The organism is Burkholderiaceae bacterium, assembly GCA_024235995.1.
GTDB lineage: Bacteria > Pseudomonadota > Gammaproteobacteria > Burkholderiales > Burkholderiaceae_C > Ottowia.
The window spans coordinates 1,168,675-1,195,583 of the sequence record JACKLI010000001.1; the positions used below are offsets into that span (position 1 = coordinate 1,168,675).

The following is a 26,909-nucleotide window of genomic DNA, read 5'->3' on the forward strand; positions in this document are numbered from 1 at the left end:
CATGAATGGGGCGGATTACTTCAGCACCCTGGCGCGCTACAACGCCTGGGCCACCCGGCGCCTGCTGGATGCCGTGGCCGCGCTGCCCGAAGCGGACTATCGGCGTGACGCCGGCTTGTTCTTCAAGAGCATTCACGGCACGCTCAATCATCTGCTCGTGGGCGAGCACCTGCTGTGGTTCCGCCGCTTTGCGGAAGGCGTTTCGCCCCGGACGGCGCTGGACGACGAAGCCGAACCCGATCGCGTGCGGCTGGCGCGGCGGCTGTTGGAGGGCGCCGCGCGCTGGCAGCCGCTGATCGAAACCTGGCCCGCCGAGCGCTTGGACGGCACGCTGGACTACGTCACCACCCGGGGCGTGGCGGTGTCGCTGCCCTTTGCCGCCACCCTGGCCCACGTGTTCAACCACGGCACACACCACCGCGGCCAGATCACGGCGGCGCTCACGGCCATGGGCCAGCCCTGCCCCGAGCTCGATCTGATCTACATGCTGCAGCAGGAGCAAGCCAAGCCATGACATCCGACATCCGCATCGACGTCGACAGCTACGTCGCCACCGTCACGCTCAGCCGCCCCGAGGTGCGCAACGCCTTCAACGACGCGGTGATCGCCCGGCTGTCCGAGGCCTTCGTCCAGCTCGGCGAGCGTGCCGACGTGCGCGCCATCGTGCTGGCCGCCGAAGGCCCTGCCTTTTGCGCGGGGGCAGACCTGAACTGGATGCGCCGCATGGCCGACTACACCCGCGAGGAAAACCTGGCCGACGCCGCCCAGCTGGCCTTCATGCTGCGCACCATTTACGAATGCCCCAAGCCCACGGTGGCGCGCGTGCAGGGCGACGTGTACGCCGGCGGCATGGGCCTGGTGGCGGCGTGCGACGTAGCCGTCAGCGTGGACAGCGCGCACTACTGCCTTAGCGAAGTCAAGCTGGGCCTGATCCCGGCCACCATCAGCCCCTACGTCATTCGCGCCATGGGGCCGCGCGCGGCGCACCGTTGGTTCCTGACGGCCGAGCGCTTCGGCGCTGCCGAGGCGCTGCACATGGGCTTCGTGCACGAGGTGGTGCCGGCCGAGCAGCTCGACGGCAAGGTCGGCGAGATCGTGCGCGCCCTCACCAGCGCCAGCCCGGGCGCGGTGCGCGAATGCAAGAAGCTGGTGCAGGACGTGGCCGGGCGCGACATCACGCGCCTGCTGATCGAGCGCACGGTGGAGGGCATTGCCGACATCCGCGCCAGCGACGAGGGCAAGGAAGGCGTGCAGAGCTTTCTGCAAAAGCGCAAGCCGGCGTGGCTGAATTCGTGATTTTGATCGTTTTGACCTTTTGGCCCGCATAAATTAAGCCCAACATGCTATGAAAAATATAGTTTTCGGTGATGTGGCCAGGCGGACGGGGCGACCTGCCTGAAGGGGCACGCGCATGCAGGACCTGATCCAGACCTTCGTCCAGTGGCTGCACGGCATGGGCATCCACCCCGATGCCGCCACCGCCGCGGCCGTGGGCAGCGCCGCCGGGCAGGTGGGCGATGCCGTCAGCCAGGCGACGGCCAAGATGGACATGCCCAGCCTGGTGGCGCTGGCCGCCGCGCTGGGCTGGGCCAGCGGCTTTCGGCTGTACGCGGTGATGTTCCTGACCGGGGCCATGGGCGCGGCCGGCTGGATCGCGCTGCCCGCCGGCCTGCACCTGCTGGCGCATCCGGCGGTGCTGGCGGCCAGCGGCTTCATGATGCTGGTGGAGTTTTTTGCCGACAAGATTCCGTGGGTGGACAGCCTGTGGGACACGGTGCACAGCGTCATCCGCATCCCCGCCGGCGCGCTGCTGGCTGCCGGCGTGTTTGGCGCCGACTCGGCCACCATGGGCCTGGTGGCCGGCCTGCTGGGCGGCTCGCTGGCCGCCACCTCGTTTGCCACCAAGGCCACCACGCGCGCGGCCATCAACACCAGCCCCGAGCCTTTTTCCAACTGGCTGGCCTCGTTTTTCGAAGACGGGCTGAGCGTGGCCGTGCTGTGGCTGGCCACCCAGCACCCGCTGGCGTTTGGCGTGGCGCTGGCGGTGATGCTGCTGGTGTCGGTGCTGCTGCTGGTGGTGCTGTTCAAGTTCTTGAAGATGGCGTGGCGCAAGCTGCAGGCTTTTTTCGGCACGCCGGTGCCGGCTCAATCAACCCCATGAGGAAAACGGGATGTTCACCAAGATTCTGATTGCCAACCGCGGCGTTCGCGCGCAGCGCGGGCTTGCCAAATTGCCTGGCACGCGAAGCGTGCAGCAGGCGATGAGCCGCGGAGGGCGCCATGTTTAAAAAAATACTGATCGCCAATCGCGGCGAAATCGCCTGCCGCGTGGCCGCCACCGCGCGCCGCCTGGGCATCCGCACCGTCGCCGTCTATTCCGACGCCGACGCCCATGCCAAGCACGTCATGGCCTGCGACGAGGCCGTGCACATCGGCGCCAACGCGCCCAAGGACAGCTACCTGCAGTGGCAGCGCATCATCGACGCGGCCAAGGCCACGGGCGCGCAGGCCATCCACCCGGGCTATGGCTTTCTGAGCGAGAACGAGGCCTTTGCCCGCGCCTGCGCGGATGCGGGCGTGGTCTTCATCGGCCCGCCGGCCAGCGCCATCCGGGCCATGGGCCTGAAGGCCGAATCCAAGCGCCTGATGGCCACCGCCGGCGTGCCGCTGGTGCCCGGCTACCAGGGCGAGGACCAGGACCCGGCGCTGCTGCAGCGCGAGGCCGACCGCATCGGCTACCCGGTGCTGATCAAGGCCAGCGCGGGCGGTGGCGGCAAGGGCATGCGCGCGGTGGAGCGCAGCGAGGACTTTGCCGCCGCGCTCGCGTCCTGCCAGCGTGAGGCGGCCAACAGCTTTGGCAACGACGCCGTGCTGGTCGAAAAATACGTGCAGCGCCCGCGCCACATCGAGATCCAGGTCTTTGGCGACACGCAGGGCAACTACGTCTACCTGTTCGAGCGCGACTGCTCGGTGCAGCGCCGCCACCAGAAGGTGCTGGAGGAAGCCCCGGCCCCCGGCATGACGCCCGCGCTGCGCCAGCAAATGGGCGAGGCCGCCGTGGCCGCCGCGCGCGCCGTGGGCTACGTGGGCGCCGGCACGGTGGAGTTCATCGCCGAGCAGCCGGGCGGCTACGCTCATCCCGAGCAGATCAAGTTCTACTTCATGGAGATGAACACCCGCCTGCAGGTCGAGCACCCGGTGACCGAGGCCATCACCGGGCAGGACCTGGTGGCGTGGCAGCTGCGCGTGGCCGCCGGCCAGCCGCTGCCCTGCACGCAGGACGACCTGCGCATCCACGGCCACGCCATCGAGGCGCGCATCTGCGCCGAGAACCCCGACAAGGACTTCCTGCCCGCCACCGGCACCCTGCACGTGTACCGCAAGCCGCCGCACACCGCCTTTGCCATCGGCCCCACCCGCGTGGACGACGGCGTGCGCGAGGGCGACGCCATCAGCCCCTTCTACGACTCGATGATCGCCAAGCTGATCGTGCATGGCGACACGCGCGAGCAGGCGCTGGGCCTGCTGGACGCCGCGCTGGCGCAAACGCACATCGTGGGCGTGCAGACCAACGTGCAGTTTCTGCGCCGCGTGCTGGCCACGCCGGCCTTCAGCCAGGCGCAGCTGGACACCGCGCTCATCGCGCGCGAGCAGGAGCGGTTGTTCCACCAGGACCCGCTGGGCGCCGAGCTGGCCGCCGCTGCCGCCGCCGCCCACGCCGTGCTGGCCGAGCGCGCCAGCCAGACCAGCGATCCCTTCTCGCGCCGCGACGGCTTTCGCTCGCACGGCGTGGCCTCGCGCCGCATCGACTTCGACTACCAGGGCCAGGACGTGGTGGCCAAGCTGCGCTATCTGGACAATGGCCTGAGCCTGCAGGTGGGCGACGCGCCCGCCGCCGCGCTCGACTTCATGCCGCAGGGCGGCGGGTCCGATGCGCCCATCGACCTGCGCTACCGGGGCCGCCGCCAGGTGGTGCGCGTGTTTCGCCGCGGCGACGTGCTGCATGTCTTTGGCGACGACGGCGCCACGCAGATCGCCGAGCTCGACCCGCTGGCCAGTGCCGGCGAAGGCGCGGGCGAGGGCGGTCGCCTGACGGCGCCCATGCCCGGCAAGGTGGTCAGCATCGCCGTCAAGGCCGGCGACAAGGTCAGCAAGGGCCAGCCGCTGGCGGTGATGGAGGCCATGAAGATGGAGCACACCATTGCCGCGCCGCAGGACGGCGTGGTGGGCGAGGTGCTGTACGCGCCGGGCGACCAGGTGCCCGAGGGCGCCGAGCTGTTGCGCCTGGCGACGGCCGCCGATCGCCAAAGCGCCTAACATCGACACTTGAACTTCCATCGCCTGCCATGCCATTGCCCACCCAAGTCCGCATCATCGACGTCGGCCCGCGCGACGGGCTGCAAAACGAGAAGCAGCCCGTGCCGGCCGCCGCCAAGATCGAGCTGGTGGCGCGCCTGCAGGCCGCCGGCCTGAAGGAGATCGAGGTCACCAGCTATGTCAGCCCCAAGTGGGTGCCGCAGATGGCCGACAACCACGAGGTGATGGGCGGCATTGCGCGCGACGCGGGCGTGCGCTACTCGGTGCTGACGCCGAACACGAAGGGCCTGGAGGCGGCGCTGCTCGACCGGCCCGATGAAATCTGCGTCTTCGGCGCCGCCAGCGAAGCCTTCAGCCAGAAGAACATCAACTGCTCCATCGCCGAGAGCATCGAGCGCTTTGCCCCGGTGGTGCAGGCCGCGCACGCCAGGGGCGTGGCCGTGCGCGGCTCGATGAGCTGCTCGGTGGGCTGCCCCTACGAGGGCGACATCGCGCCCGAGCGCGTGGCCTACCTGGCCGGCTTGATGAAGGGCATCGGCGTCGACCGCGTGGACGTGGCCGACACCATCGGCGTGGGCACGCCGCGCAAGATCCGGGGCGCGATCGAGGCGGCCTTGCAGCACTACGACATCGACCACGTCAGCGGCCACTTCCACGACACCTACGGCCAGGCGCTGGCCAACACGCTGGCGGCGCTGGAACTGGGGGTGTGGAACTTCCAGTCCTCTGTGGCCGGCCTGGGCGGCTGCCCCTACGCCAAGGGCGCCACCGGCAACGTGGCCAGCGAAGACCTGGTCTACCTGCTGCACGGCATGGGCATCGATACGGGGATCGACCTGGACAGGCTGGTCGACGCCGGGGCCTTCATCAGCGCCCAGCTCGGGCGCAAGCCCAACTCGCGCGTGGCGACGGCCATCCTCAACAAGCGCGCGGGGTGAGCGCCATGGCGTGGCACATCTGGCTGGCTTTTTTTGTGGCGACCTGGCTGATCGCCTTGTCTCCGGGCTCGGGCGCGGTGCTGTCCATGAGTCATGGCCTGGCCTATGGCGTGCGCCAGACTTCGGCCACCATCGCGGGCCTGGAGCTGGGGCTGCTGTTGGTGCAGCTGATCGCCGGCGCGGGCGTGGGCGCGCTGCTGCTGGCCTCAGCCACGGCGTTCACGATCGTCAAGGGGCTGGGCGCGGCCTATCTGCTGTGGCTGGGCTGGCGGCAGTGGCGGGCGCCGGTGCTGGCCACGGGCGCCGCGGGCGCCGGGCAGCCGCGCCTGTCGGTGCGTCAGCGGGTGGCGCTGGGCGCCCTCACCAATGCCACCAATCCCAAAAGCATCGTGTTCAATGTGGCGGTGCTGCCGCAGTTCATCGATCCGCAAGGCCCGCTGGCGCTGCAATTGGCGATCCTGATGGCGACTTCGGTCGGGGTCGATCTGATCGTCATGCATGGCTATGCGGCACTGGCCGCGCGCCTGAGCGCCTGGATGCGCTCGGTGCGGGCGCGGCGCGCGCAAAACCGTGTGTTCGGCGGCGTGCTGATGGCCATGGGCGCCGGCCTGTTGATGGTGGACCGCGCGGTCCGCGCTGGATGACGACGATGCAAGACGCCAAGCCTCAACCCGAAGGCATGCAACGCGTGGCCGCGGCCCTGCGCGCGGCCGGCCACCCGCACGCGCCGCAGTTGCTGGACGATGCCGCGCGCACCGCCCAGCAGGCGGCCGACGCGCTGGGCATCGCCGTGGGGCAGATCGCCAAGAGCATCATCTTCCGGCGCAAGAGCGACGACGCGGCGGTGCTGGTCGTCACCTCGGGCGACCGGCGGGTGGACGAGAAGAAAGTCGATGCCCTGGTCGGCAAGACGGGCCGCGCCGACGCCGACTTCGTCAAGGCCAAGACGGGCTTTTCCATCGGCGGCGTCTCGCCCGTGGCGCACGCCACGCCGCCGGTGGTGCTGATCGACCGCGAGCTGTTTCGCTTCGACGAGATATGGGCGGCAGCCGGCCACCCGCACGCGGTGTTCCGGCTGCGCCCGCAAGACCTGGCAGGGCTGACCGGCAACGCGCCCGTGGCCGACGTGGTGCAGCCTGCAAGCTGATGTCGAATGCTATTCATAAAATAGCTGATTGGGCAGATTCCGCGCTGGCCAGGGTCGATTTTGACCCTGATTCTGGGGCGGCGCCCGTGCCTTCGCCCTGCATCCAGGTCTGCCGCATCAGCCCCGTGACAGGCTGGTGCGAAGGCTGCCAGCGCCGGCTGGAAGAAATCGGCGCGTGGGGCAGCCTGGGCGAAGACGACAAGCGCGCCGTGTGGCGGCGCATCCATGCACGGCGCGCGCAGGAGCAAACCAAGCCATGAAGCGTATCGACTTCTACCTCGACTTCATCTCGCCCTACGCCTACCTGGCCTTCGAGCAGCTGCCGCAGGCGCTGCAGGGATTGAGTTACCAGGTGCGGTATCGGCCCATCCTGTTTGCCGGCCTGCTCAAGCACCACGGCCAGCTGGGCCCGGCCGAGATCGCGCCCAAGCGCGACTGGACCTATCGCCAGGTGGCCTGGCTGGCCGCGCAGCAGGGCGTCGAACTGCAACTGCCCGCCGCGCACCCCTTTAATCCCCTGGGCCTGCTGCGCCTGGCCTGGGCCTGTGCCAGCCAGGGCGCGCCCAACCGCTACGTGGTGGAGACGATTTTTCGCCACGTGTGGCGCGGTGGCCAGGCGGCCGACGATGGCGCGCGCCTGGCCGCGCTCAGCGCCACGCTGGCGCCGGCGCTCGACTTGGCCAGCGACGACGTGAAGCACGCCCTGCGCGAGGCCACCGAGCAGGCCCTGGCGGCGGGCGTGTTCGGCGTGCCCAGCTTCGTGGTCGACGGCCGCGTGTTCTGGGGGCTCGACGCCCTGCCCATGCTGCGCGCCCAGCTGGCGGGCGGCGCGGAGGGTGCAGTGCTGGACGCCGCCTGGGCGGCGCCCGACGGCGTCACCGTGGGCATCAAGCGGTAGCAGGCACCCATGCAGGCCCTGCACTTCGGCGCCGCGCGCGTCTACCTGGGCGACAAGTCCGGCAAGTACCCCGACGGCAACCAGGTCATCGTGCAGGGCGCCGACATGCGCGTGGCCTTCGACACGCCGCAGGTCGCGCGCCACATTGGCGCCGACCTGGACGGGGTGGACCTGGTCATCCTCGGCCACGTGCACGAGGACCACATGGTGGCGCTGGGCCGCCTGCCGCAGGCCCGCGTGCAGGTGCACGAGGCCGACCTGGCTGCCGCGCAATCGTGGCCCGGCTTGGCGCGCCACTACGGCTATCCCGATGACGTGCTGGCGCGGCTGCGCCCGCTGATCGAGCGCGACTTCGACTACCACCCCCGGCCCGACGCCACCGGCTACGCCGACGGCGCGCTGTGGGAGCTGGGCGGCGGCGTGCGCGTGCGCGCGCACCACCTGCCCGGCCACACGGCGGGCCACTGCGCGCTGGTGGTGGAGAGCGAGGGCCTGGCCTTCATCGGCGACATCGACCTGACGGGCTTCGGCCCCTACTACGGCGACGCGAGCTCGGACCTGACGCAGTTTCGCCGCAGCCTGCAGCGCGTGCGCGACATCGACGCCCGCGTCTGGGTCACCTCGCACCACCGCGGCGTGCTGACCGAGCGGGTTGACTTCCTGCATCACCTGGAGCGCTTTGCCGCCAGGATCGACGAGCGCAGCGAGCGCCTGCTGGCCTATCTGCGCGAGCGCCCGCACACGCTGGATGAGCTGGTGGCACGCCGCCTGCTGTATCCGGTGGGTGTCGATCTGCCCTACGTGGAATGCGCCGAGCGCCGTACCATCACGCAGCACCTGGCGCAGCTGCAGGCCCAGGGCCTGGTGCAGGGCGGCGCGGATGGCTTTTATGGGCTGGCCTGAAGGACGTCATCCACCGCCGTGCTCAGGCGCGGGTCGCGATGCCAGTCCCAATACGTCTGCACCAGGCGCTGGGTGATCGGCCCCACGCGCCCGTCGCCCAGCGGCACGCCGTCCACCCGCGTCACCGGCAGCACCCCGCCGCCCGAGCTGGACAAAAACGCCTCGCGCGCGCCGCGCAGCTCGGCCGCCGGCAAGGCCCGCGCCTGCAGCGGCAGGCCCAGCGCCTGTGCCATCTCGATCACCGTGCGCCGCGTCACGCCCTCCAGCACTCCGGCCGCCGGCGTCACGATCACCCCTTCGGCGTTGACGCAAAACACGTTGAAGCCCGGCCCCTCCACCACGTGGCCCGCGCCGTCCGTCAGCACCACGGTGTCGGCGCCGGCATCCAGCGCGCCCAGCAGGCCCATGGTCAGGTCGTTCCAGTGGTAGTTCTTGGCGCGCGCGTCCACGCTGCCGGGCGGAATGCGCTGCACGCTGCTGATGCGCAGGTCCAGCCCGTGCGTGCGCTGCGCCTCGTTGGCAATCCACACATAGGGCACGGCAAAGGCATAAAACCGATTGACCGCCTGGCGCGGATCGCGCGAGCCCCAGGGCGGCTGCCCGCGCGTTACGATCATCTCCACATACGCCGCGCGCAGGCCCGACAGGCGCACGCACCGCGCCAGGATGCCGCTGATCTGCGCGTCCGTCAGCCCCGGGTCGAGGCGAAAGCGCGCGCAACTGGCGCGAAAGCGCTGCAGGTGCTCGGCCAGCCGGAAGAAGGCGCCGTCCCACACGGTCACCACGTCATAGGTGGCGTCCGAGCGCAGAAAGCCCCAGTCGGTGATGGGAATGCTGGCCTCGCCGATCGGCACGTAGCGCCCGCCCACGTAGGCGGCGCCCTGGGTGTAGTCGGCGGCTGATGATGCGGGGGTGTGGTCGGTGGTGCTCATGATGGAGGCCATGGTACGCGTGAGCCTGGATTGTCAGACAGCGGTCAGCCCGCATCGCCATCATGGGTGCGTGCTGCCTGCACGCCGCGCCACACCCACACCGCCATGCCCAACGCCTTCAACTTCGCCGCCTCGCCCTTCGACTGCCTGACGCAGCCCCAGCAGCGCCTGGTGCGCGACAACGTGGACGTGGCCTACTTTCGCGCGGGCGAGGTCATCCTGGACGTGGGCTCGGCGCCGACGCATCTGTTCGTCCTGATCAAGGGCCGCGTGAGCCAGTTCGACGGCGACGAGTGCGTGGCCCGCTACGGGCCGGACGACAGCTTCGACGGCCGCGGCCTGGTGGCCGGCAAGTCCAGCAGCCGCTTCGTGGCCGACGAGGAGGTGGTGGCTTATGAACTGGCGCACCAGACCGTCAACGACCTGATCGCCGCCAACGCCGACTTCGGCGCGCTGCTGTTCTCCGACCTGGGCGCCAAGCTCAGCGCGGCCGGCCAGCGGCGCAGCAGCAACGAGTTCCAGGCGCTCAACCTCTCCCGCGTGGACGAGGCCTTCGTGCGCCCCGCGCACATCGTCGAGTGGGACACCGACATCGTCTCCGTCGTTCGGCTGTTCCAGCGCGAGCACACCACCAACGTGCTGGTGCGCGACGCGCGCCAGAGCCCGCCGCTGCTCGGCATGTTCACCACCAACGCGCTGCAGCGCGCCATCCTGTCCGGGCGCGCGCTGGAGCAGATCGCGGTGGGCGAGCTGGCCAACTGGTCGCTGATCAGCGTGCGGCCCTCGGCCCAGGTGGGCGACGCGCTGGCCATCATGCTGCGCCACCACATCCACCGCGTGGTGGTGCGCGAGGGCGAGCAGGTGCAGGGCGTGCTGGAGGCGCTGGACGTGTTCAGCTTCCTGTCCAACCACTCCATGCTGATCGGCCTGCGCATCAACGCCGCCGCCAGCATCGACGAGCTGGCCGAGGCGGCCAAGCAGATCACCGGCATGATCGGCCGCCAGTTCCGCGGCGGTACGCAGGTGATGCTGATCGCCCGCATGGTGCAGGACCTGAACGCCCGCCTGTTCGAGCGCGCCTGGCAGCTCATCGCCCCGCCCGAGCTGGTGGCCGCCAGCTGCCTGCTGGTGATGGGCAGCGAAGGCCGCGGCGAGCAGCTTTTGAAGACCGACCAGGACAACGCGCTGATCCTGCGCGACGGCTACGCACCGCCGGCCGACCTGGCCGCCATCTGCGAGCGCTTCTCGGCAGCGCTGGAGCGCTTCGGCTACCCGCCCTGCCCGGGCCGCATCATGCTCAGCAACCCGGCCTGGCGCATGCCCGCGGCCGACTTTGCCCGCACCGTGCGCGAGTGGCTGGTCATGCCCAGCCCCGACAGCCTGATGAACCTGGCGATCTTTCTGGACGCGCACGCCGTGGCCGGCGACGCCGCGCTGCTGGCCGGCGTGCGCGACGCGCTGTGGTCGCTGGCCATCGACAACGACGTGATGCTGGCGCGCTTTGCCGCCGCCATTGATCTGTTCTCGGGCAGCGGGCGCTGGTGGCACCGCCTGCTGGGCGACGGGGTGGACCGCATCAACCTCAAGAAGGAAGGCATTTTTCCCACCGTGCACGGCGTGCGCAGCCTGGCGCTGGCGCACCGCGTGGCCGAGACCTCCACCACCGAGCGGCTTGCCCGGCTGGTCGAGGCGCAGGTGCTCGACCCCGACCTGGCGCGCGACCTGACCGATGCCCTGCAACTGCTGATGGCGCTCAAGCTCAAGGCCGGGCTGGACGAGATGGATCGGGGCGACGCGGTGTCCGGCGCGGTCGACCCGAGCGCGCTGTCGCCGCTGGAGCGTGACCTGCTGAAGGACGCGCTGGGCGTGGTCAAGCGCTTCAAGACGCTGCTGCGCCAGCGCTTTCGGTTGAACGCGCTGTGAGCTGGCTCGACGCCCTCAAGACGCGCCGCGCGCGCCAGCGCCTGCAGGGCGGCGAATGGGCTTTTCTGCTCGACGCGCCGCCGCCCGACGAATGGGTGGCGCTGGACTGCGAAACCACCGGCCTGAACACCCGCACCGACGAGATCATCGCGATCGGCGCGGTGCGCATCAAGGGCCGGCGCATCCTCACCAGCCAGCGGCTGGAGCTGCTGATCCGGCCCGAGAAGGCCGTCTCGGCCGACAGCATCCGCGTGCACCGCCTGCGCGAGCAGGACGTGGCCGGCGGCCTGCCCGCGCCCGAGGCGGTGCGCCGCCTGCTGCACTTCATCGGCGCGCGCCCGCTGGTGGGCTACTTCCTCGAATTCGACGTCGCCATGATCAACCGCGTGGCGCGCCCGCTGCTGGGCATGGGCCTGCCGCAGCCGCAGATCGAGGTCTCGCGCCTGTACTACGACCACAAGTTTCGCCAGCTGCCGCCCTACCAGCAGCACGACCAGGCCGACATCGACCTGCGCTTTGCCACCATCATGGCCGACCTGGGCCTGCCCACGCGCGACGCGCATGACGCGCTGAACGACGCGGTGATGGCGGCGCTGGCCTTTATCCGCCTGCGTGAGTTGTGAAGCACGCACAGGCTGTGCAGACGACGTCGACTGATCCATGAAAAAGAGGGCCCGCAGGCCCTCTTGTGGGTGGCGCTGGCAATCAGTGCCCCGACGCCTTCGACGCCCCCAGGCCTGTCTCCGAGCGCACCTGCTGCGCCGGGAAGGCCGCGCGCTCCTTGGCCGCCTGCGCGCTGCGGTCCAGGATGGAGAACAGCCACACGCCGACGAAGCCGATGGTCATCGAGAACAGCGCCGGCGAGGTGTAGGGGAACCAGGCGCTGCCCTTGGGGTAGCCCAGCGTGGCTTCCCACACCGAGGGCGACACCACGGTGAGCGCCACCGAGGAGATCAGGCCCAGGAAGCCGCCGATCACCGCGCCCCGGGTGGTGCAGTCCTTCCACAGCACCGACAGCATCAGCGGCGGCAGGTTGGCCGAGGCGGCCACGGCAAAGGCCAGCGACACCATGAAGGCGATGTTCTGCTTCTCGAACACGATGCCCAGCAGCACGGCGATGATGCCCAGCGCCACCGTGGTGATGCGCGAGACGCGCAGCTCGGCCGCGCTGTCGGCCTTGCCGTTCTTGAACACGGTGGCGTACAGGTCGTGCGACACGGCCGAGGCGCCCGACAGCGTCAGGCCCGCGACCACGGCCAGGATGGTGGCGAAGGCCACGGCCGAGATGAAGCCGTAGAACACGTCGCCGCCCACGCTCTTGGCCACCAGCACCGCCGCCATGTTGGCCGTGCCCGCGCCGCCCTTGATCACGCCCTTGGCGGTGTCGGCCATGTCGGGGTTGGTCAGCACCATGGTGATGGCGCCGAAGCCGATGACGAAGATGATGACGTAGAAGTAGCCGATCCAGGTGGTGGCCCACAGCACGCTCTTGCGCGCCTCCTTGGCGTCGGGCACGGTGAAGAAGCGCATCAGGATGTGGGGCAGGCCCAGCGTGCCGAACATCAGCGCCATGCCGAAGCTGATGGCCGAGACCGGGTCCTTGATGAAGCCGCCCGGGCCCATGATGGACAGGCCCAGCTTGGCCGCCACGTCGGGCGCGGCGCCGCCGTTGGCGGCGATCTGGGTGCGCACGCGCACGCCGTCGGCAAACAGCGCCTCGGGGCTGAAGCCGTAGCGGGCCAGCACCATGAAGCCCATGAAGGTCACGCCGGCCAGCAGCAGGCAGGCCTTGATGATCTGCACCCAGGTGGTGGCCGTCATGCCGCCGAACAGCACGTAGATCATCATCAGCACGCCCACCAGCACCACGGCGATCCAGTAGTCCAGGCCGAACAGCAGCTTGATGAGTTGCCCGGCACCGACCATCTGCGCGATCAGGTAGAAGGCCACCACCACCAATGTGCCGCAGGCGGCGAAGGTGCGAAACGGCGTTTGCGAAAAGCGGTAGCCGGCGACGTCGGCAAAGGTGAACTTGCCCAGGTTGCGCAGGCGCTCGGCCAGCAGGAAGGTCAGGATCGGCCAGCCCACCAGGAAGCCGATGGAGTAGATCAGCCCGTCGTAGCCGGTGGCCATCACGGCCGCCGAAATGCCCAGGAACGACGCCGCCGACATGTAGTCGCCGGCAATGGCCAGGCCGTTCTGGAAGCCCGTGATGCCGCCGCCGGCGGTGTAGAAGTCGGCCGCTGACTTGGTGCGGCTGGCAGCCCACTTGGTGATCCACAGCGTGCCGGCCACGAACACCGTGAACATGATGATGGCGATCCAGTTGGTGGCCTGTTTGGCGGCCTGGCCGACGTCGCCGCCGGCGGCCCATGCAGCGCCGCTGGCTGCCAGCAGGGCGGCAGGCATGAGGAGAGTGCGTGCGCGGTTCATTGGGTGGCGTCCTTCAGGATGTCGCGGGTGAGGGCGTCGAACTCTTTGTTCGCGCGGCGCACGTAGATGCCGGTGATGGCGACGGTGAACACGATCACCGCCATGCCCAGCGGAATGCCCAGAGTGGTGACGCCGGCGCCGATGGGCTTGGCCAGCAGGGCCTTGTCGAAGGCGATCAGGCCGATGTAGCCGTAGTACACGATCAGCATCAGGATCGTGAGCCACCAGCCCAGGCGCGTGCGCGTGGCCTTGAGCTGCTGGTATTTGGGGTTGCGCTCGATCCGCTCGACCAGGGGGTCTTGCATGCTTGTCTCCTCCGGGCCTTGGGCCCTGGGTGGGTGGGGTGGCCACACGGCCGGGGCGGATTGTGGGGACGGAGGCTGACGCAAACCTAACAAGCGCGCGGATTCGGTGGCGGATTGAAAAATGCCGTGGCGCGTGCCGTCTGTGGTTTTTTTCACGGTGCCGGTTCTAGGGGTTTCCCCGCGCGTTGTAGGCCGAACGAATCACTCGGCGTACGGCGCCAAACCCTTGTCTGAAAAGAACAAACCTTCACTTTGCCGGCGCTGGCGAGGCATGCGATGCCGGCTGGTGCGCGCGCTCGGTCGTCAAGAAATGTAATAACCAAGTCCTCATGTGCCGAAATAATGGCGCGTGCGCCTGCCGCATCCGATGGGGGAGGACGTCGGTACCCAGGATCGATCGAGGAGAACCACCCAGCATGACCGCAGCACAGGCATCGAAGTCGGCCCCGGAGGCCGCTGGCATCATGGCGCCGCCGGCGCGGGCCGCCCGGGCCGACCGGAGAACCGACCGCAAGATCATCTTCGCCTCCTCGCTGGGCACGATGTTCGAGTGGTACGACTTCTACCTCTACGGCGCGCTGGCCGGCATCATCGCCAAGCAGTTCTTCACCGGGCTCGATCCCACCTCGGCCTTCATCTTCGCGCTGCTGGGCTTTGCCGCCGGCTTCATCGTGCGGCCGTTCGGCGCGCTGGTGTTCGGCCGCCTGGGCGACATGATCGGGCGCAAGTACACCTTCCTGGTCACCATCGTCATCATGGGCCTGACGACCTTCCTGGTCGGCATCCTGCCCACCTACGGCACCCTGGGCGTGTTCGCGCCCATCGTGCTGATTGCCCTGCGCATGCTGCAGGGCCTGGCGCTGGGCGGCGAATACGGCGGCGCGGCCACCTACGTGGCCGAGCACGCGCCGCCGGGCAAGCGCGGCCTGTACACGTCCTGGATCCAGACCACGGCCACGGTGGGCCTGATGATGTCGCTGCTGGTGATCCTGGGCGTGCGCAACCTGATGAGCGAGGAGGCCTTTGCCGACTGGGGCTGGCGCATTCCCTTCCTGGCCTCCATCGGCCTGCTGGTGGTGTCGGTGTGGATCCGGCTGTCGCTGGCCGAGTCGCCGGCCTTCCAGCGCATCAAGGCGCAGGGCAAGGTGTCGCGGGCGCCCCTGACCGAGTCGTTCACGCACTGGAAGAACCTGCGCCTGGTGCTGCTTGCCCTGTTCGGCCTGGTGGCCGGGCAGGCGGTGGTCTGGTACACCGGGCAGTTCTACACGCTGTTCTTCCTGACCAAGGTGCTGCAGGTGGACCTGACGACGGCCGACATCCTGATCGCCGTGGCGCTGCTCATCGGCACGCCGTTTTTCGTCGTCTTCGGCGCACTGTCCGACCGCGTGGGCCGCAAGCCCATCATCATGGCCGGCCTGCTGCTGGCGGTGCTGACCTATTTCCCGCTGTTCCACGCCCTGACGCAGGCGGCCAACCCCGACCTGGCCCTGGCGCAGGCCAAGGCCGAGGTGGTGGTCACGGCCGCGCGGCGCGACTGCTCGTTCGGCGGCAAGCCGGTGGCGCGGGCGATCGACTTCCGCACCTCGTGCGACATCGCCAAGCGCTTTCTGGCCCAGAACTCGGTGAGCTACAAGAACGCGTCGGCCATGGGCGGGCACGCCACGGTGCGCATCGGCGACACGGTCATCACCGCGCCCTCGGGCCGGGTGGTGGGCCAGGCGTTCGACGCCGAGAGCGAGGCCGCCATCGCCGACTTCAAGAAGCAGGTGAGCGCGGCGCTGAAGGCTGCCGGCTACCCCGCGAAGGCCGACCCGGCCAAGATGAACAAGCCGCTGATCGTGGCCATCCTGGCGGTGCTGATGGTCTACGTGGCCATGGTCTACGGGCCGATCGCCGCCGCGCTGGTGGAGCTGTTCCCCACCCGCATCCGCTACACCTCGATGAGCCTGCCCTACCACATCGGCAACGGCTGGTTCGGCGGCATGCTGCCCACCATCTCGTTTGCCATGGTGGCCGCCAACGGCAACATGTACCACGGCCTGTGGTATCCGATCGTGATCGCGGCGGCCACCCTGGTGGTCGGCCTGCTGTTCTTCCGCGAGACCAAGGACGTGGACATCTACGCGACGGATTGACCTGCACGGCAGGCTCGCAGCAAAAGGCCCGCGCATGCGCGGGCCTTTTGCTGCGTGGGGTTCGCTCAGTCAGACCAGCAGCGCGTTCACGCGCCGCACGTAGGCGGCGGGGTCCTGTGGCAGGCCACCCTCGGCCAGCAGCGCCTGGTCAAGCAGGATGTGGGCCAGGTCGTCGAAATGCGGGTTGCCCTCCAGTTTTTTCACCAGCGGGTGCTCGGGGTTGATCTCCAGCACCGGCTTGGTGGCGGGCACGGCCTGGCCGGCCTGGCGCATCAGGCGCTCGAGCTGCAGGCTCATGCCGCTGTCCTTGACCACCAGGCAGGCGGGCGAGTCGACCAGGCGCGTGGTGACGCGCACGTCTTCCACGCTGTCCTTCAGCGCCGCCTTCAGGCGCTCGATCAGCGGCTTGACGGCTTCGGCGGCTTCCTCGGCGGCCTTCTTCTCGGCCTCGTCCTGCAGCTCGCCCAGGTCGACCGCGCCCTTGGCCACCGACTGCAGCGGCGTGCCGTCGAACTCGCGCAGGAAGGACAGCGACCACTCGTCCACGCGGCCGGTCATCAGGAGCACCTCGATGCCCTTTTTCTTGAACAGCTCCAGCTGCGGGCTGCCCTTGGCCGCCGCCAGCGAATCGGCGGTGATGTAGTAGATGGCCTTTTGGCCTTCCTTCATGCGCGCCTTGTAGTCGCCCAGCGTCACGCTGGCGCTGTCGCTGGTGGTGCTGGCGTAGCGCAGCAGCTTGGCGATGCGCTCGCGGTTGCCGGCGTCTTCGCCCAGGCCTTCCTTCAGCACGGCGCCGAACTCGCGCCAGAAGGTGGCGTATTTGTCTTCGGCCTTGCCTTCGTTCTTATCCTGCACGTCGGTCACTTCGGCGTCGTCGGCCGCAGGCGCGGCGGCGGCAGCTGCGGGCGCCTTGGCCAGGTCTTCCAGCAGGCCCAGCACGCGGCGCGTGTTGCCCTCGCGGATGGCGCGCACGTCGCGGCTTTCCTGCAGCAGCTCGCGGCTGACGTTGAGCGGCAAATCAGCCGAGTCGATCACGCCCTTGACGAAGCGCAGGTAGCGCGGCAGCAGTTGCTCGGCCTCGTCCATGATGAACACGCGCTTGACGTACAGCTTGACGCCGGCCTTCTTCTCGCGGTCCCACAGGTCGAACGGCGCGTGGCTGGGCACGTACAGCAGCTGGGTGTATTCGGTGCTGCCTTCCACGCGGTTGTGCGTCCAGGCCAGGGGCGGCTGCCAGTCGTGCGCGATCTGCTCGTAGAACTGGGTGTACTGCTCGTCACTGATGTCCTTCTTGGGCCGCGTCCACAGCGCGGTAGCCTGGTTGATGGTTTCCCACTCGCCGGTCTTGACCATCTGGCCGGGCTGGCCTTCCTCCTTGCCGTCCTCCCACGTCTCGCCCTCCATCTGGATGGGCAGGGCGATGTGGTCGGAGTATTTGTTGATCAGCTCCTTCAGGCGCCAGCCGTCGGCGTACTCCAGCGCGTCCTCGCGCAGGTGCAGCGTGACGCTGGTGCCGCGCTCGGCACGCGTGATGGCCTCGACCTGGAAGTCGCCGCTGCCCTCGCTCGTCCAGCGCACGCCCTGCTCGGGCGGCAGGCCGGCGCGGCGCGATTCGACGGTGATGCGGTCGGCCACGATGAAGCCTGAGTAAAAGCCCACGCCGAACTGGCCGATCAGCTGCGCGTCTGCTTTTTGGTCGCCCGACAGCCGGCTCATGAACTCGCGCGTGCCGCTCTTGGCGATGGTGCCCAGGTGCGCGACGGCTTCGTCCTGGCTCATGCCGATGCCGGTGTCGGTCACCGTCAGGGTCTTGGTGGCCTTGTCGAAGGCGATGCGCACGCGCAGCTCGGGCTGGTCGCCATACAGGCTGGCGTCGGCCAGGGCCTCGAAGCGCAGCTTGTCGCAGGCGTCGGAGGCGTTGGAGACCAGCTCGCGCAGAAAAATCTCTTTGTTGGAATACAGCGAATGCGTGACCAGGTGCAGCAGCTGGGCCACTTCGGCTTGAAAGGCGTGTTTGGTGCTGGAGGTGGTGGACATGGGCTTATGGAATTGAAAGAGAGTTGCCAAAGAAAAGCAAATGGATCGCGGCGGCGCGATTTCAAGGCCGCCGCGGACGAATCAAGCCGCGCCGCCCGAGCCGCGCGCGCCCGATGAGGGCAGCGGCAGGCCCAGCAGGGCGCAGGCCACGGCCTCGCCGACCTTGATGCCGTCCACGCCCGCCGACAGGATGCCGCCGGCGTAGCCCGCGCCTTCGCCGGCGGGGAACAGGCCGGGGGTGTTCAGGCTCTGGAAGTCTTCGCCGCGGTCGATGCGCAGCGGGGCCGAGGTGCGCGTCTCCACGCCGGTGAGCACGGCGTCGGCCATGTCGTAGCCGCGGATCTTGCGGGCGAACGCGGGCAGGGCCTCGCGCATGGCGGCGGTGGCGTAGGCGGGCAGGGCCTCGTCCATGCTGGCCGGGGTCACGCCGGGCTGGTAGGACGGCTGCACGGTGCCCAGCGCCGTGGATGCGCGGCGCGCCAGGAAGTCGCCCACGCGCTGCGCCGGGGCGTTGTAGTTGCCGCCGCCCAGCTCGAAGGCGCGCGATTCGAGCTGGCGCTGCAGCACGATGCCGGCGAGAGGGTGCGTCTGGCCCGCGGGCAGCGCCTCCACGCCATGGGTGGCGCCCAGCAGGGCCTCGAACGCGGCGGGCTCGCGCGGGTAGTCGGCCGGCTCCACGCCCACCACCAGGCCGGCGTTGGCGTTGCGCTCGGCGCGCGAATACTGGCTCATGCCGTTGGTCACCACGCGCCCGGGCTCGCTGGTGGCGGCCACCACGGTGCCGCCGGGGCACATGCAGAAGCTGTACACGGTGCGGCCGCCGCCGGCATGGTGCACCAGCTTGTAGTCCGCCGCGCCCAGCAGCGGGTGGCCCGCGTCCTGGCCCCAGCGCGCGCGGTCGATCACGCTTTGCGGGTGCTCGATGCGCACGCCGATGGAGAACGGCTTGGCCTGCATGGCGACGCCGCGCGCATGCAGCATGGCAAAGCTGTCGCGCGCGCTGTGGCCCAGGGCGATGACGGCGTGGGACGTGGCCAGCTCGTAGTCCTGCCCGGTGCGCAGGTCGTGCACGCGCAGGGCACGAAGGTGGCGGCCCTGCAGCAGCACGTCGTCCACGCGCTGCTCGAAGCGCACCTCGCCGCCCAGGGCGATGATCTGCGCGCGCAGTGCCTGCACCATCTTCACCAGCCGGAAGGTGCCGATGTGCGGGTGCGCGGCATACAAAATCTCGGGCGGCGCGCCGGCGTCCACGAACTCCTGCAGCACCTTGCGCCCCAGGTGGCGCGGGTCCTTGATCTGGCTGTAGAGCTTGCCGTCGGAGAACGTGCCCGCGCCGCCCTCGCCGAACTGCACGTTGCTCTCGGGATCAAGCACGCGCCGGCGCCACAGGCCCCAGGTGTCCTGCGTGCGCTCGCGCACCGCCTTGCCGCGCTCCAGCACGATGGGCCGAAAGCCCATCTGCGCCAGCACCAGCGCGGCAAAGATGCCGCACGGGCCGAAGCCCACCACCACGGGGCGCTCGGCGCCCGTGCCCGGCGCCTGGCCCACGGGGCGCCAGGCCATGTCGGGCGTGGGCTGGATGTGCGGGTGGCCGGCGTGGCGCGCCAGCACATCCTGCTGCGGCACGCCAGCGGCCAGCGCCACGTCCACGATGTACACGGCCAGCAGCTCGGCCTTGCGCGCGTCGAAGCTGCGCTTGTGCACGTGCAGCGTGGCGATGGCCTGCGGCGCGATGCCCAGCGCCTGTGCGGCCAGGGCGCGCAGGGCGGCTTCGGGGTGTTGTTCGGGCTCCAGGGGCAGCGCGGCCAGGGGCAGGCGCAGTTCGGACAGACGCAGCATGGCTTGTGGCGATCAAGCAAAAGGGGACGAGGCGAAGGTTGGCTTCAGTGTGGGTTGATATGAAAAATGGCTGTAGCTGGCAACAACTGTGCGCGACAAGCTATCAAATGCATAGTTTCATGGGCCAGCTGCGCCTGCAGCAGCGGTACGGCCTCGCGCGCGTGGCGCTGGCATGGTGCGGTGATTGTGCCTTGCGCGCTTGACGCAAAAAAACCCGGCGAGCCGGGCTTATGCAAGGGGGCGCGGGGCCGTTTCAGCGCGGCTGCGGCTCGACCTCCCGGGTTCAGCGCTCGATCAGGCGCTTGCGCAGGTCAGTGCAGCGCAGTCAGCTATGGTTTTGATAGACATGGTTGGCATCGGTGGAGTCTCCTGAGGTGGCCCGCGGCCGATTCTGGCAGCATAACTTGCCGGCTTGGCGTTTCTGGCGCCGGCTGGGCAAGACCCTGGGCGCGTGGGCGCCCAACACACACAGGAGTTGATATGTTCAAGCAATCTTGGCGGGCGGCTGGTGTGGCCCTGGCGCTGTGGGGCCTGGCGGGCCTGGGCAACCAGGCCGCGGCGCAGGTCATCGTGGACACGGCGCAGGTGCAGGAGGCCCTCAAGCGGCCCGTGCAGGTGTGGGACGTGCGCGGCGACAAGGACTTTGCCAAGGGCCATCTGCCCGGCGCGCTGTCGGTGGGCGACGCGGCGGCGGTGCTGCGCGACGCCAACACCGAGGATTTCATCGCCACGGCGCAGATCGCCAGGATTCTGGGCGCCGCCGGCATTGACCCGGCGAAGGAGACCGTGGTGTATGGCAGCCGCGGCACCTGGAACCCGTACTTCGGCCGTTACGCGCTGCGCTATTTCGGCGGCACCAAGGTCAGTGTCTACCACGAGGGCATCGAAGGCTGGCAGGCGGCGGGCGGGCCGGTCGAGGCCGGCGCGGCCAAGCCCACGCCCATCGCGCTGACACTGGCGCCCAACCCGGCGGTGGCCGTCAGCACGCAGGAGGTGCTGGCGCGCCTGGGCAAGCCGGACATGCAGATCGTCGACGCGCGCACGCCCAAGGAGTTTGCCGGCGCCGACATCCGCGCGCTGCGCGGCGGGCACATCCCGGGCGCGGTCAACATCCCCTACGAGATGAACTGGAGCGACCCCGAGACGCTGCAAAAGCTGGCGCAAAAGAGCGTGGGCGACAACCGCGGCATGTCGTTGAAGGCGCCGCCCGAGCTGCAGGCGCTGTACGCCAGGCTCGACCCGGACAAGGAGACCGTGGTGTATTGCCAGTCCGGCGCGCGCGCCAGCGAGACGGCGGGCGTGCTGGAGCAGCTGGGCTTCAGGAACGTGAAGGTGTACGACTCGTCCTGGCTGGGCTATGGCAACAAGCTGGACGCGCCGGCCGAGAACGAGACGACCTTCAACGTGGGCGCGCTCAACGGGCGCATCGCGGCCATGCAAAAGCGCATCGACACGCTGGAAAAGGAACTGGCGGCCAAGAAGTGAACCGGCGCGTCGGCGCAGCGACGGGCCAACGTCCTTCAGAACGTCTCGTCCGGCCCCAGATAGCGCCACTGCCCCACCGGCAGCTGCCCCAGCTGCACGCGCCCGATGCGGATGCGCTTGAGGCCGGTGACGTGCAGGCCGACCTGCTCGCACATGCGGCGGATCTGGCGCTTCTTGCCCTCGCGCAGCACGAAGCGCAGCTGCTCGGGGTTTTGCCAGTCCACCTGCGCGGGCTTGAGGGGCTGGCCGTCCAGCGCCAGGCCGTGGCGCAGGCGCGCCAGCTGAGCGGGCGGGAAGACGGCCTGCACGTTGGTGGCCACCTCGCCCAGGCTCACGCGCACCAGGTATTCCTTGTCCACGCTGGAGTCCTCGCCGATCAACTGGCGCGCCACGCGGCCGTCCTGCGTCAGCACCAGCAGGCCCACCGAGTCGATGTCCAGCCGCCCGGCGGGCGCCAGGCCGCGCAGCTGGGTGGGCGTGAAGCGCTGGCGTGACGCGTCGCCGCGCCAATGGCTGCGTGCGTTGACCAGCGTGACCGCCGGCTGGTGCCCGTCCTCGGCCTGGCCGCTGACGTAGCCCATGGGCTTGTGCAGCAGGATGGTGACGCGCTCGGCCTGCGCGGCGTCGGCGCGGCGGTCCACGGCGACCTGGTCCTGCGCCGACACCTTCAGCCCCATCACGGCCACCTGGCCGTTCACGCGCACCCAGCCGCGCTCGATCCATTCGTCGGCCTCGCGGCGCGAGCACAGGCCCAGCTCGGCCAGGCGCTTGTTCAGCCGCACGGTGCCGGCGCCGCCTTGCGGTGCGGGGCTGCCACCCGCGGGAGCCGGCGCGCGCCGCCAGCGGGGGGTGGTGGATGGGGAATCGGGCATGAGTCGATTGCTATTTTAAATATAGCTTGCTGGGCTTGTTTGGTGGGGGCTGGAACCCGATTTTATGAAAAACCTGGGCTGTCAGAAGTCCTCGCGGTGCAGGGCATCGAGCTGCAGGATGCGCAGGCCGCCGTACTCGATGCGCAGCACGCCGCGCGCTTCCAGCGCGGCCAGCGCCTCGTTCACGCGCTGGCGCGACAGGCCCACCAGGTAGGCCAGCTCCTGCTGGGTGATGCGCAGCACCTCGCCCACGCCCGGAAACAGCACCGGGTTGACCAGCTCCGCCAGGTTGCGCGCCACGCGCTGTTCCGGGCTGGCCGAGCGGCCCGCGCTGACCACGCCGATGAACTGGCTCAGGCGTTCGTTCAGCTGGTTCATCACGAAGCGGTTGAAGCCGATGGAGTGGTCCAGCAGCCAGTGGAAGGTGTCCACCGGCAGGCCCGCCACGCGGCTGTTGCGCAGCGCCTGGATGTTGTAGCGGTAGGGCTCGCGCTTGAGCACCGTGCCCTCGCCGAACCAGCCGCCGGCGGCCACGCCCGAGTAGGTGATGGCGCGGCCATCGCCGGTCACGGTGTTCATCTTCAGCAGCCCGTCGATGACGCCGAACCAGTACGTGGCCGGCCGGCCGATGCGGCACACCAGCTCGCCCGGCGCGGCGTTGCTCACGCGCAGCTCGGGCACGATGCGCTCGCGCTCGTCGGGCAGCAGGTGCGGCAGCCAGGGCACGCCCTGCAACTCGCTGTCGGTCAGCAGGCGGCGTCGGTCGAGCAGGGTGGAGCCCATGGTCATGTGTAAGGGAAAGACCTGATCGGAATACCCATCAATTGTCGTCCTAATGACAACATGACGTCAAAGTCCACACCTAATATCCCCTTCATCGATCGGGCTCCCCATGACCGGGAGCCAGCTTGCCGGCACTGCACCGATGGCGGCGGCCCATCCGGCGGATGGGCTTGCAGCGCGCGAGGCAGCGCACCAACCGGCCCATGCGGCCCCAAGACAAAGCGAGGAACGGGTGCTTGATTCAATGTCGATGTCGCCAGCCGAAGCGCTTTGCGCGGCCTTGCCGCGCAGCCAGGCGCCCGTGAGCGGGCGAGCCGGGGTGGCGTGAGATGCAGGCCACCGGCTTCAAGCCTTCTTCGGACGCGATCCTGTCGTGCTCCGGCGTGAACCGATGGTTCGGCGGCGTGCGCGCGGTGGCCGACGTGTCGCTGGACATCCAGCAGGGCGAAATCTTCGGGCTGGTCGGCCCCAACGGCTCGGGCAAGACCACGCTGGTCAACTCCATCACCGGTTTTTATCCGCCGCAGCAGGGCAGCATCTTCTTCGAGGGGCGGCAGATCAACGGCGTGCGCCCGCACCGCATCGCCTCGCTCGGCATCGCGCGCACCTTCCAGAACGTGGCCCTGTTCAAGGGCATGAGCGTGCTCGACAACATCCTGCTCGGGCGCCACATCTTCATGCGCCCGAGCGCGCTGGCCTCGCTGTTCTACTGGTGGTGGGCCGAGAAGGAGGAAATGCGCCACCGCGACAAGGTCGAGGAGATCATCGACCTGCTGCAGCTCGAGAGCGTGCGCGACGAGCACGTCGAGGTGATTCCGCTGGGCCTGCAAAAGCGCGTGGAGCTGGCGCGCGCGCTGGCGGCCGAGCCGCGCATGCTGATCCTGGACGAGCCCATGGCGGGCATGAACCAGGAGGAGAAAGAGTACATCGTGCGCTTCATCCTCGACGCCAAGGAGGCGCTGAACCTGACCATCCTCATCATCGAGCACCACATGGACGTGATCACCGCCATCTGCGACCGGGCGCTGGTGCTGAACAACGGCCGCATGATTGCCGAGGGGCCGGTGCGCGAGGCGGTGAACCACCCCGACGTGATCGCCGCCTACATCGGGGGGGTGGACCATGCTGCGTGAAGACGCCGCCACCATGGCGCGGGCCGGCGGCGACGCGGCCGCGCACGACCACCTGATCGCCACGCTGGCGGCCAATGCGCGCACGCACGGCCGCGAGGTCGCCATGCGCGAGCGCGACCGCGGCATCTGGCAGGAAACGAGCTGGCAGGACTACCTGGAGCAGGTGCTGGCCACCGCCGCGGGGCTGGAGCAGCTGGGCGTCGCGCCGCACGAGAAGGTGCTGGTGGTGGGCGACAACCGGCCGGCGCTTTACTTCGGCATGCTGGGCGCGATCGCGCTGCGCGCCGTGCCCTCGCCCGCCTACCCCGACTTCACGCCCGAGCAGCTGCTGGGCCAGCTGCAGCGCGAGGGCGTGCGCTTGGCCATCGCCGAGGACCAGGAGCAGGTGGACAAGCTCATCGCGCTGCGCGCGCAGCACCCGGGCCTGCAGTGGATCGTCTACGACGACCCGCGCGGCCTGGCGGGCCACGAGCCCGAGGGCGTGCTGGCCTTCACCGAGCTGGCGCGCCGGGGCCGCGAGCGCCTGCAGGCGCAGCCGGGCCTGCGCGACGATCTGCTGCAGCGCCCGCGCGCCGACGACGTGGCCATCCTGCTGCACTCCTCGGGCACCACCGGCGCGCCCAAGGGCATCCCGCTCAAGCACCGCCACGTGCTGTCCGCGGTGCGCAGCGCGGCCCAGGCCGGGTATTTCGACCGCGGCGAGACGCACATGGCCTACATGCCGATCGCCTGGGTGGGGGACTTCATCTTCACCGTCGCGGCGGCACTGGCGCTGCAGTTCTCGGTCAACATCCCCGAGAAGCAGGAGACGGTGCAGCGCGACCTGCGCGAGGTCGCGCCCACGGTGTACTTCACCTCGCCGCGCGCCTGGTCCACCATGCTCACGCGGGTGCAGGTCGGCATTGCCGAATCGACCCCGCTCAAGCGCTGGCTGTACGAGCGCTTCATGCCGCTGGCCATCGACATCGAGCGCGAGCGCCTGAAGGGCAAGGCGCCCGGCGCCGGCCGGCGCCTGATGCGCGCGCTGGGCGAGCTGCTGGTCTACGGGCCGGTCAAGGACCAGCTCGGCCTCTCGCGCGCGCACCACGCCTACACCGCGGGCGAGGCCATCGGCGAGGAGATCTTCCTGTTCTTCCGCGCGCTCGGCCTGCCGCTGCGCCAGTTCTACGGCCAGACGGAGAACTCGGCGCTGTGCGCCGCGCAGGACGCCGACACCGTCAAGCTGCACACCGTCGGCAAGCCCTTCCCCGGCATGGAGCTGCGGATCAGCGACACGGGCGAGATCCTGGTGCGCGGCGGCAACGTGTTCGACGGCTATTTCGACGATGCCGCCGCCTCCGCCCAGTCCCTGCAGGACGGCTGGCTGCACACCGGCGACGCGGGCTACCTGGAGGACGACGGCCAGCTGGTGGTGCTGGGGCGCGTCTCGGAGGTGGTCTACACCACCGCGCGCCAGCGCTTCATCCCCACCTTCATCGAGAACCAGCTCAAGTTCAGCCCCTACGTCAAGGACGTGTGCGTGCTGGGCGACGGGCGCGACTGGCTGGCCGCGCTGGTGGCCATCGACTGGGACGCCGTGGGCCACTGGGCGCAGGAGCACGGCGTGGCCTACACCTCGTTCTCCGACCTGTCGCAGCAGGCCGGCGTGTACGACCTGTTGGCCGAGCTGTTCGCCTCAGTCAACGCCAAGCTGCCCGAGGGCACGCGCATCCGCCGCTTCGTCAACCTGCACAAGGAGTTCGACCCGGACGACGGCGAGGTCACGCGCACGCGCAAGCTGCGCCGCAACGTGATCGCCGAGCACTACGCCGACATCATCGAGGCGATCTACGCCGGCCACAGCGCCATCGAATCGGTGGCACAGATCACCTACGAGACGGGCGAATCGGGCGTGCTCAAGCGCCATCTCGCGATCCGCGACGTCCCGGCCGCCGCCAAGGTGAACCCATGAGCTACTTTCTCGAACTGCTGATCAACGGCGCGCTCACCGGGCTGATGTACAGCATGGTGGCGCTCGGGATCGTGCTGATCTACAAGTCCTCCGGCGTGCTCAACTTCGCGCAGGGCGCGCTGGTGATGATCGGCGGCTACGCCGTCTGGCTGCTCAACGCCTGGGGCCTGCCGATCTGGCTGGCGGCGCTGGCGGCGGTCGTGGTGATGTTCGTCTTCGGCCTGGTGACCGAGCGCCTGCTGCTGCGCACCATGGTGGGCCAGCCCATCATCATGGTGGTGATGCTGACGCTGGGCCTGGACGTGTTCCTGCGCGGCTTCGGCCCGGGGCTGCTGGGCACCGAGCCCAAGCAGCTCGACATCGGCCTGGGCCTGGCGCCGCTGATCATGGGCGACATCCTGGCCAACCGCACCTACGTGGTGGGCGGCGCGATCGCGCTGGTGCTGGTCGCCCTGGCGCTGGCCTTCTTCCGCACGCGCCTGGGCACCAAGCTGCGCGCGGTGTCGGACGACCACGTCGCGAGCTGGTCGGTGGGCATCTCGGTGGAGCACGCGGTGGCCATCTCCTGGGGCCTGGCCGGCATCTGCGCCGTGGCCGCCGGCACGCTGTGGGGCGCGGCGCAGGGCGTGGACTGGTCGCTCACCGCGCTGCTGTTCCCGGCCGTGGCGGTGGTCATCCTGGGCGGCATCGACAGCATCGTCGGCGCGCTGCTGGGCGGGCTGATCATCGGCATCCTGGGCAGCGTGATCCCGGGCTACGTCGACTCCATGGTGGGCGGCAGCACGCGCGACGTGGTGACCTCGCTCGTCATCCTGCTGACCATCCTGATCCGGCCCTACGGCATGTTCGGCCGCGAAGACATCGAACGCATCTAGACC

Annotated in this window: 24 protein-coding genes; 17 read left to right on the plus strand and 7 right to left on the minus strand. The window is 69.4% G+C overall.

Going from position 1 to position 26,909, the window contains the following annotated elements; translation table 11 throughout:
* Position 1 precedes the first annotated feature (1 nt).
* The 10 genes from H6927_05730 (at position 2) to H6927_05775 (ending at position 8,203) form a co-directional block, all read left to right on the plus strand.
* Positions 2-514 (plus strand): DinB family protein, encoded by a 513-nt coding sequence (locus H6927_05730; protein ID MCP5217596.1) that lies wholly within the window; start codon positions 2-4, stop codon positions 512-514.
* On the plus strand, positions 511-1,296 hold the full coding sequence (locus tag H6927_05735) for an enoyl-CoA hydratase/isomerase family protein (GenBank protein MCP5217597.1): 786 nt from the start codon (positions 511-513) through the stop codon (positions 1,294-1,296). Before H6927_05730 ends, H6927_05735 begins: the two co-directional genes overlap by 4 nt.
* 115 nt (positions 1,297-1,411) lie before the next feature.
* Complete coding sequence (locus H6927_05740; protein ID MCP5217598.1) at positions 1,412-2,161, plus strand: DUF4126 domain-containing protein; 750 nt, start codon at positions 1,412-1,414, stop codon at positions 2,159-2,161.
* A gap of 119 nt (positions 2,162-2,280) precedes the next feature.
* A complete protein-coding gene (locus tag H6927_05745) occupies positions 2,281-4,317 on the plus strand; it encodes an acetyl/propionyl/methylcrotonyl-CoA carboxylase subunit alpha (GenBank protein MCP5217599.1) in 2,037 nt (678 codons plus the stop codon).
* Positions 4,318-4,346: 29 nt separating this feature from the next.
* Entirely contained in the window at positions 4,347-5,255 is a 909-nt protein-coding gene (locus tag H6927_05750; GenBank protein ID MCP5217600.1) for a hydroxymethylglutaryl-CoA lyase, read from the plus strand.
* Positions 5,256-5,260: 5 nt separating this feature from the next.
* Positions 5,261-5,899: a LysE family transporter gene (locus H6927_05755; GenBank protein MCP5217601.1), complete on the plus strand. Its 639-nt coding sequence runs from the start codon at positions 5,261-5,263 to the stop codon at positions 5,897-5,899.
* 5 nt (positions 5,900-5,904) lie between these two features.
* On the plus strand, positions 5,905-6,402 hold the full coding sequence (locus H6927_05760) for a YbaK/EbsC family protein (protein MCP5217602.1): 498 nt from the start codon (positions 5,905-5,907) through the stop codon (positions 6,400-6,402).
* The gene (locus H6927_05765) at positions 6,402-6,662 is read left to right on the plus strand and encodes a DUF1289 domain-containing protein (GenBank protein ID MCP5217603.1); all 261 of its coding nucleotides are present in this window, start codon (positions 6,402-6,404) and stop codon (positions 6,660-6,662) included. The genes H6927_05760 and H6927_05765 overlap by 1 nt, the downstream gene beginning before the upstream one ends.
* Positions 6,659-7,300, plus strand: a complete 642-nt coding sequence (locus H6927_05770; protein ID MCP5217604.1) for a 2-hydroxychromene-2-carboxylate isomerase — start codon at positions 6,659-6,661, stop codon at positions 7,298-7,300. Before H6927_05765 ends, H6927_05770 begins: the two co-directional genes overlap by 4 nt.
* 9 nt (positions 7,301-7,309) lie before the next feature.
* Positions 7,310-8,203: an MBL fold metallo-hydrolase gene (locus tag H6927_05775; GenBank protein ID MCP5217605.1), complete on the plus strand. Its 894-nt coding sequence runs from the start codon at positions 7,310-7,312 to the stop codon at positions 8,201-8,203.
* Here H6927_05775 and H6927_05780 read toward each other — a convergent pair.
* Complete coding sequence (locus tag H6927_05780; protein MCP5217606.1) at positions 8,188-9,135, minus strand: aminotransferase class IV; 948 nt, start codon at positions 9,133-9,135, stop codon at positions 8,188-8,190. The two genes, H6927_05775 and H6927_05780, sit on opposite strands and share 16 nt — an antisense overlap.
* A 105-nt stretch (positions 9,136-9,240) precedes the next feature.
* Between H6927_05780 and H6927_05785 the strand changes: the two genes are divergently transcribed.
* Positions 9,241-11,058: a cyclic nucleotide-binding domain-containing protein gene (locus tag H6927_05785; protein ID MCP5217607.1), complete on the plus strand. Its 1,818-nt coding sequence runs from the start codon at positions 9,241-9,243 to the stop codon at positions 11,056-11,058.
* Positions 11,055-11,681 (plus strand): 3'-5' exonuclease, encoded by a 627-nt coding sequence (locus H6927_05790; GenBank protein ID MCP5217608.1) that lies wholly within the window; start codon positions 11,055-11,057, stop codon positions 11,679-11,681. Before H6927_05785 ends, H6927_05790 begins: the two co-directional genes overlap by 4 nt.
* A gap of 82 nt (positions 11,682-11,763) precedes the next feature.
* Here the strand turns inward: H6927_05790 and H6927_05795 are convergent, their stop codons facing one another.
* Both H6927_05795 and H6927_05800 read right to left on the minus strand, forming a co-directional pair.
* Positions 11,764-13,491: a cation acetate symporter gene (locus H6927_05795; GenBank protein MCP5217609.1), complete on the minus strand. Its 1,728-nt coding sequence runs from the start codon at positions 13,489-13,491 to the stop codon at positions 11,764-11,766.
* On the minus strand, positions 13,488-13,796 hold the full coding sequence (locus tag H6927_05800) for a DUF485 domain-containing protein (protein MCP5217610.1): 309 nt from the start codon (positions 13,794-13,796) through the stop codon (positions 13,488-13,490). Before H6927_05800 ends, H6927_05795 begins: the two co-directional genes overlap by 4 nt.
* A gap of 416 nt (positions 13,797-14,212) precedes the next feature.
* Between H6927_05800 and H6927_05805 the strand changes: the two genes are divergently transcribed.
* The gene (locus H6927_05805; GenBank protein ID MCP5217611.1) at positions 14,213-15,931 is read left to right on the plus strand and encodes an MHS family MFS transporter; all 1,719 of its coding nucleotides are present in this window, start codon (positions 14,213-14,215) and stop codon (positions 15,929-15,931) included.
* Between the two features lie 69 nt (positions 15,932-16,000).
* Here H6927_05805 and htpG read toward each other — a convergent pair whose 3' ends face one another.
* Complete coding sequence (gene htpG, locus H6927_05810) at positions 16,001-17,968, minus strand: molecular chaperone HtpG (GenBank protein ID MCP5217612.1); 1,968 nt, start codon at positions 17,966-17,968, stop codon at positions 16,001-16,003.
* 81 nt (positions 17,969-18,049) lie between these two features.
* Positions 18,050-19,807 (minus strand): FAD-dependent oxidoreductase, encoded by a 1,758-nt coding sequence (locus H6927_05815; GenBank protein MCP5217613.1) that lies wholly within the window; start codon positions 19,805-19,807, stop codon positions 18,050-18,052.
* Positions 19,808-20,287: 480 nt separating this feature from the next.
* Here H6927_05815 and H6927_05820 point away from each other — a divergent pair, with 480 nt between their 5' ends.
* Positions 20,288-21,292, plus strand: coding sequence for a sulfurtransferase (locus tag H6927_05820; protein ID MCP5217614.1), 1,005 nt, complete (start codon positions 20,288-20,290; stop codon positions 21,290-21,292).
* Positions 21,293-21,327: 35 nt separating this feature from the next.
* Here H6927_05820 and H6927_05825 read toward each other — a convergent pair whose 3' ends face one another.
* Together H6927_05825 and H6927_05830 are read right to left on the minus strand one after the other, a co-directional pair.
* On the minus strand, positions 21,328-22,164 hold the full coding sequence (locus H6927_05825) for an rRNA pseudouridine synthase (GenBank protein ID MCP5217615.1): 837 nt from the start codon (positions 22,162-22,164) through the stop codon (positions 21,328-21,330).
* 81 nt (positions 22,165-22,245) lie between these two features.
* Positions 22,246-22,953, minus strand: a complete 708-nt coding sequence (locus H6927_05830; GenBank protein ID MCP5217616.1) for a Crp/Fnr family transcriptional regulator — start codon at positions 22,951-22,953, stop codon at positions 22,246-22,248.
* Between the two features lie 323 nt (positions 22,954-23,276).
* Here H6927_05830 and H6927_05835 point away from each other — a divergent pair, with 323 nt between their 5' ends.
* The 3 genes from H6927_05835 to H6927_05845 are packed head-to-tail and all read left to right on the plus strand — an operon-like array spanning position 23,277 to position 26,906.
* Positions 23,277-24,080, plus strand: a complete 804-nt coding sequence (locus H6927_05835) for an ABC transporter ATP-binding protein (protein ID MCP5217617.1) — start codon at positions 23,277-23,279, stop codon at positions 24,078-24,080.
* A gap of 13 nt (positions 24,081-24,093) precedes the next feature.
* Positions 24,094-26,031, plus strand: a complete 1,938-nt coding sequence (locus H6927_05840; protein MCP5217618.1) for an AMP-binding protein — start codon at positions 24,094-24,096, stop codon at positions 26,029-26,031.
* Complete coding sequence (locus tag H6927_05845; protein ID MCP5217619.1) at positions 26,028-26,906, plus strand: branched-chain amino acid ABC transporter permease; 879 nt, start codon at positions 26,028-26,030, stop codon at positions 26,904-26,906. The genes H6927_05840 and H6927_05845 overlap by 4 nt, the downstream gene beginning before the upstream one ends.
* Positions 26,907-26,909: the final 3 nt, after the last annotated feature.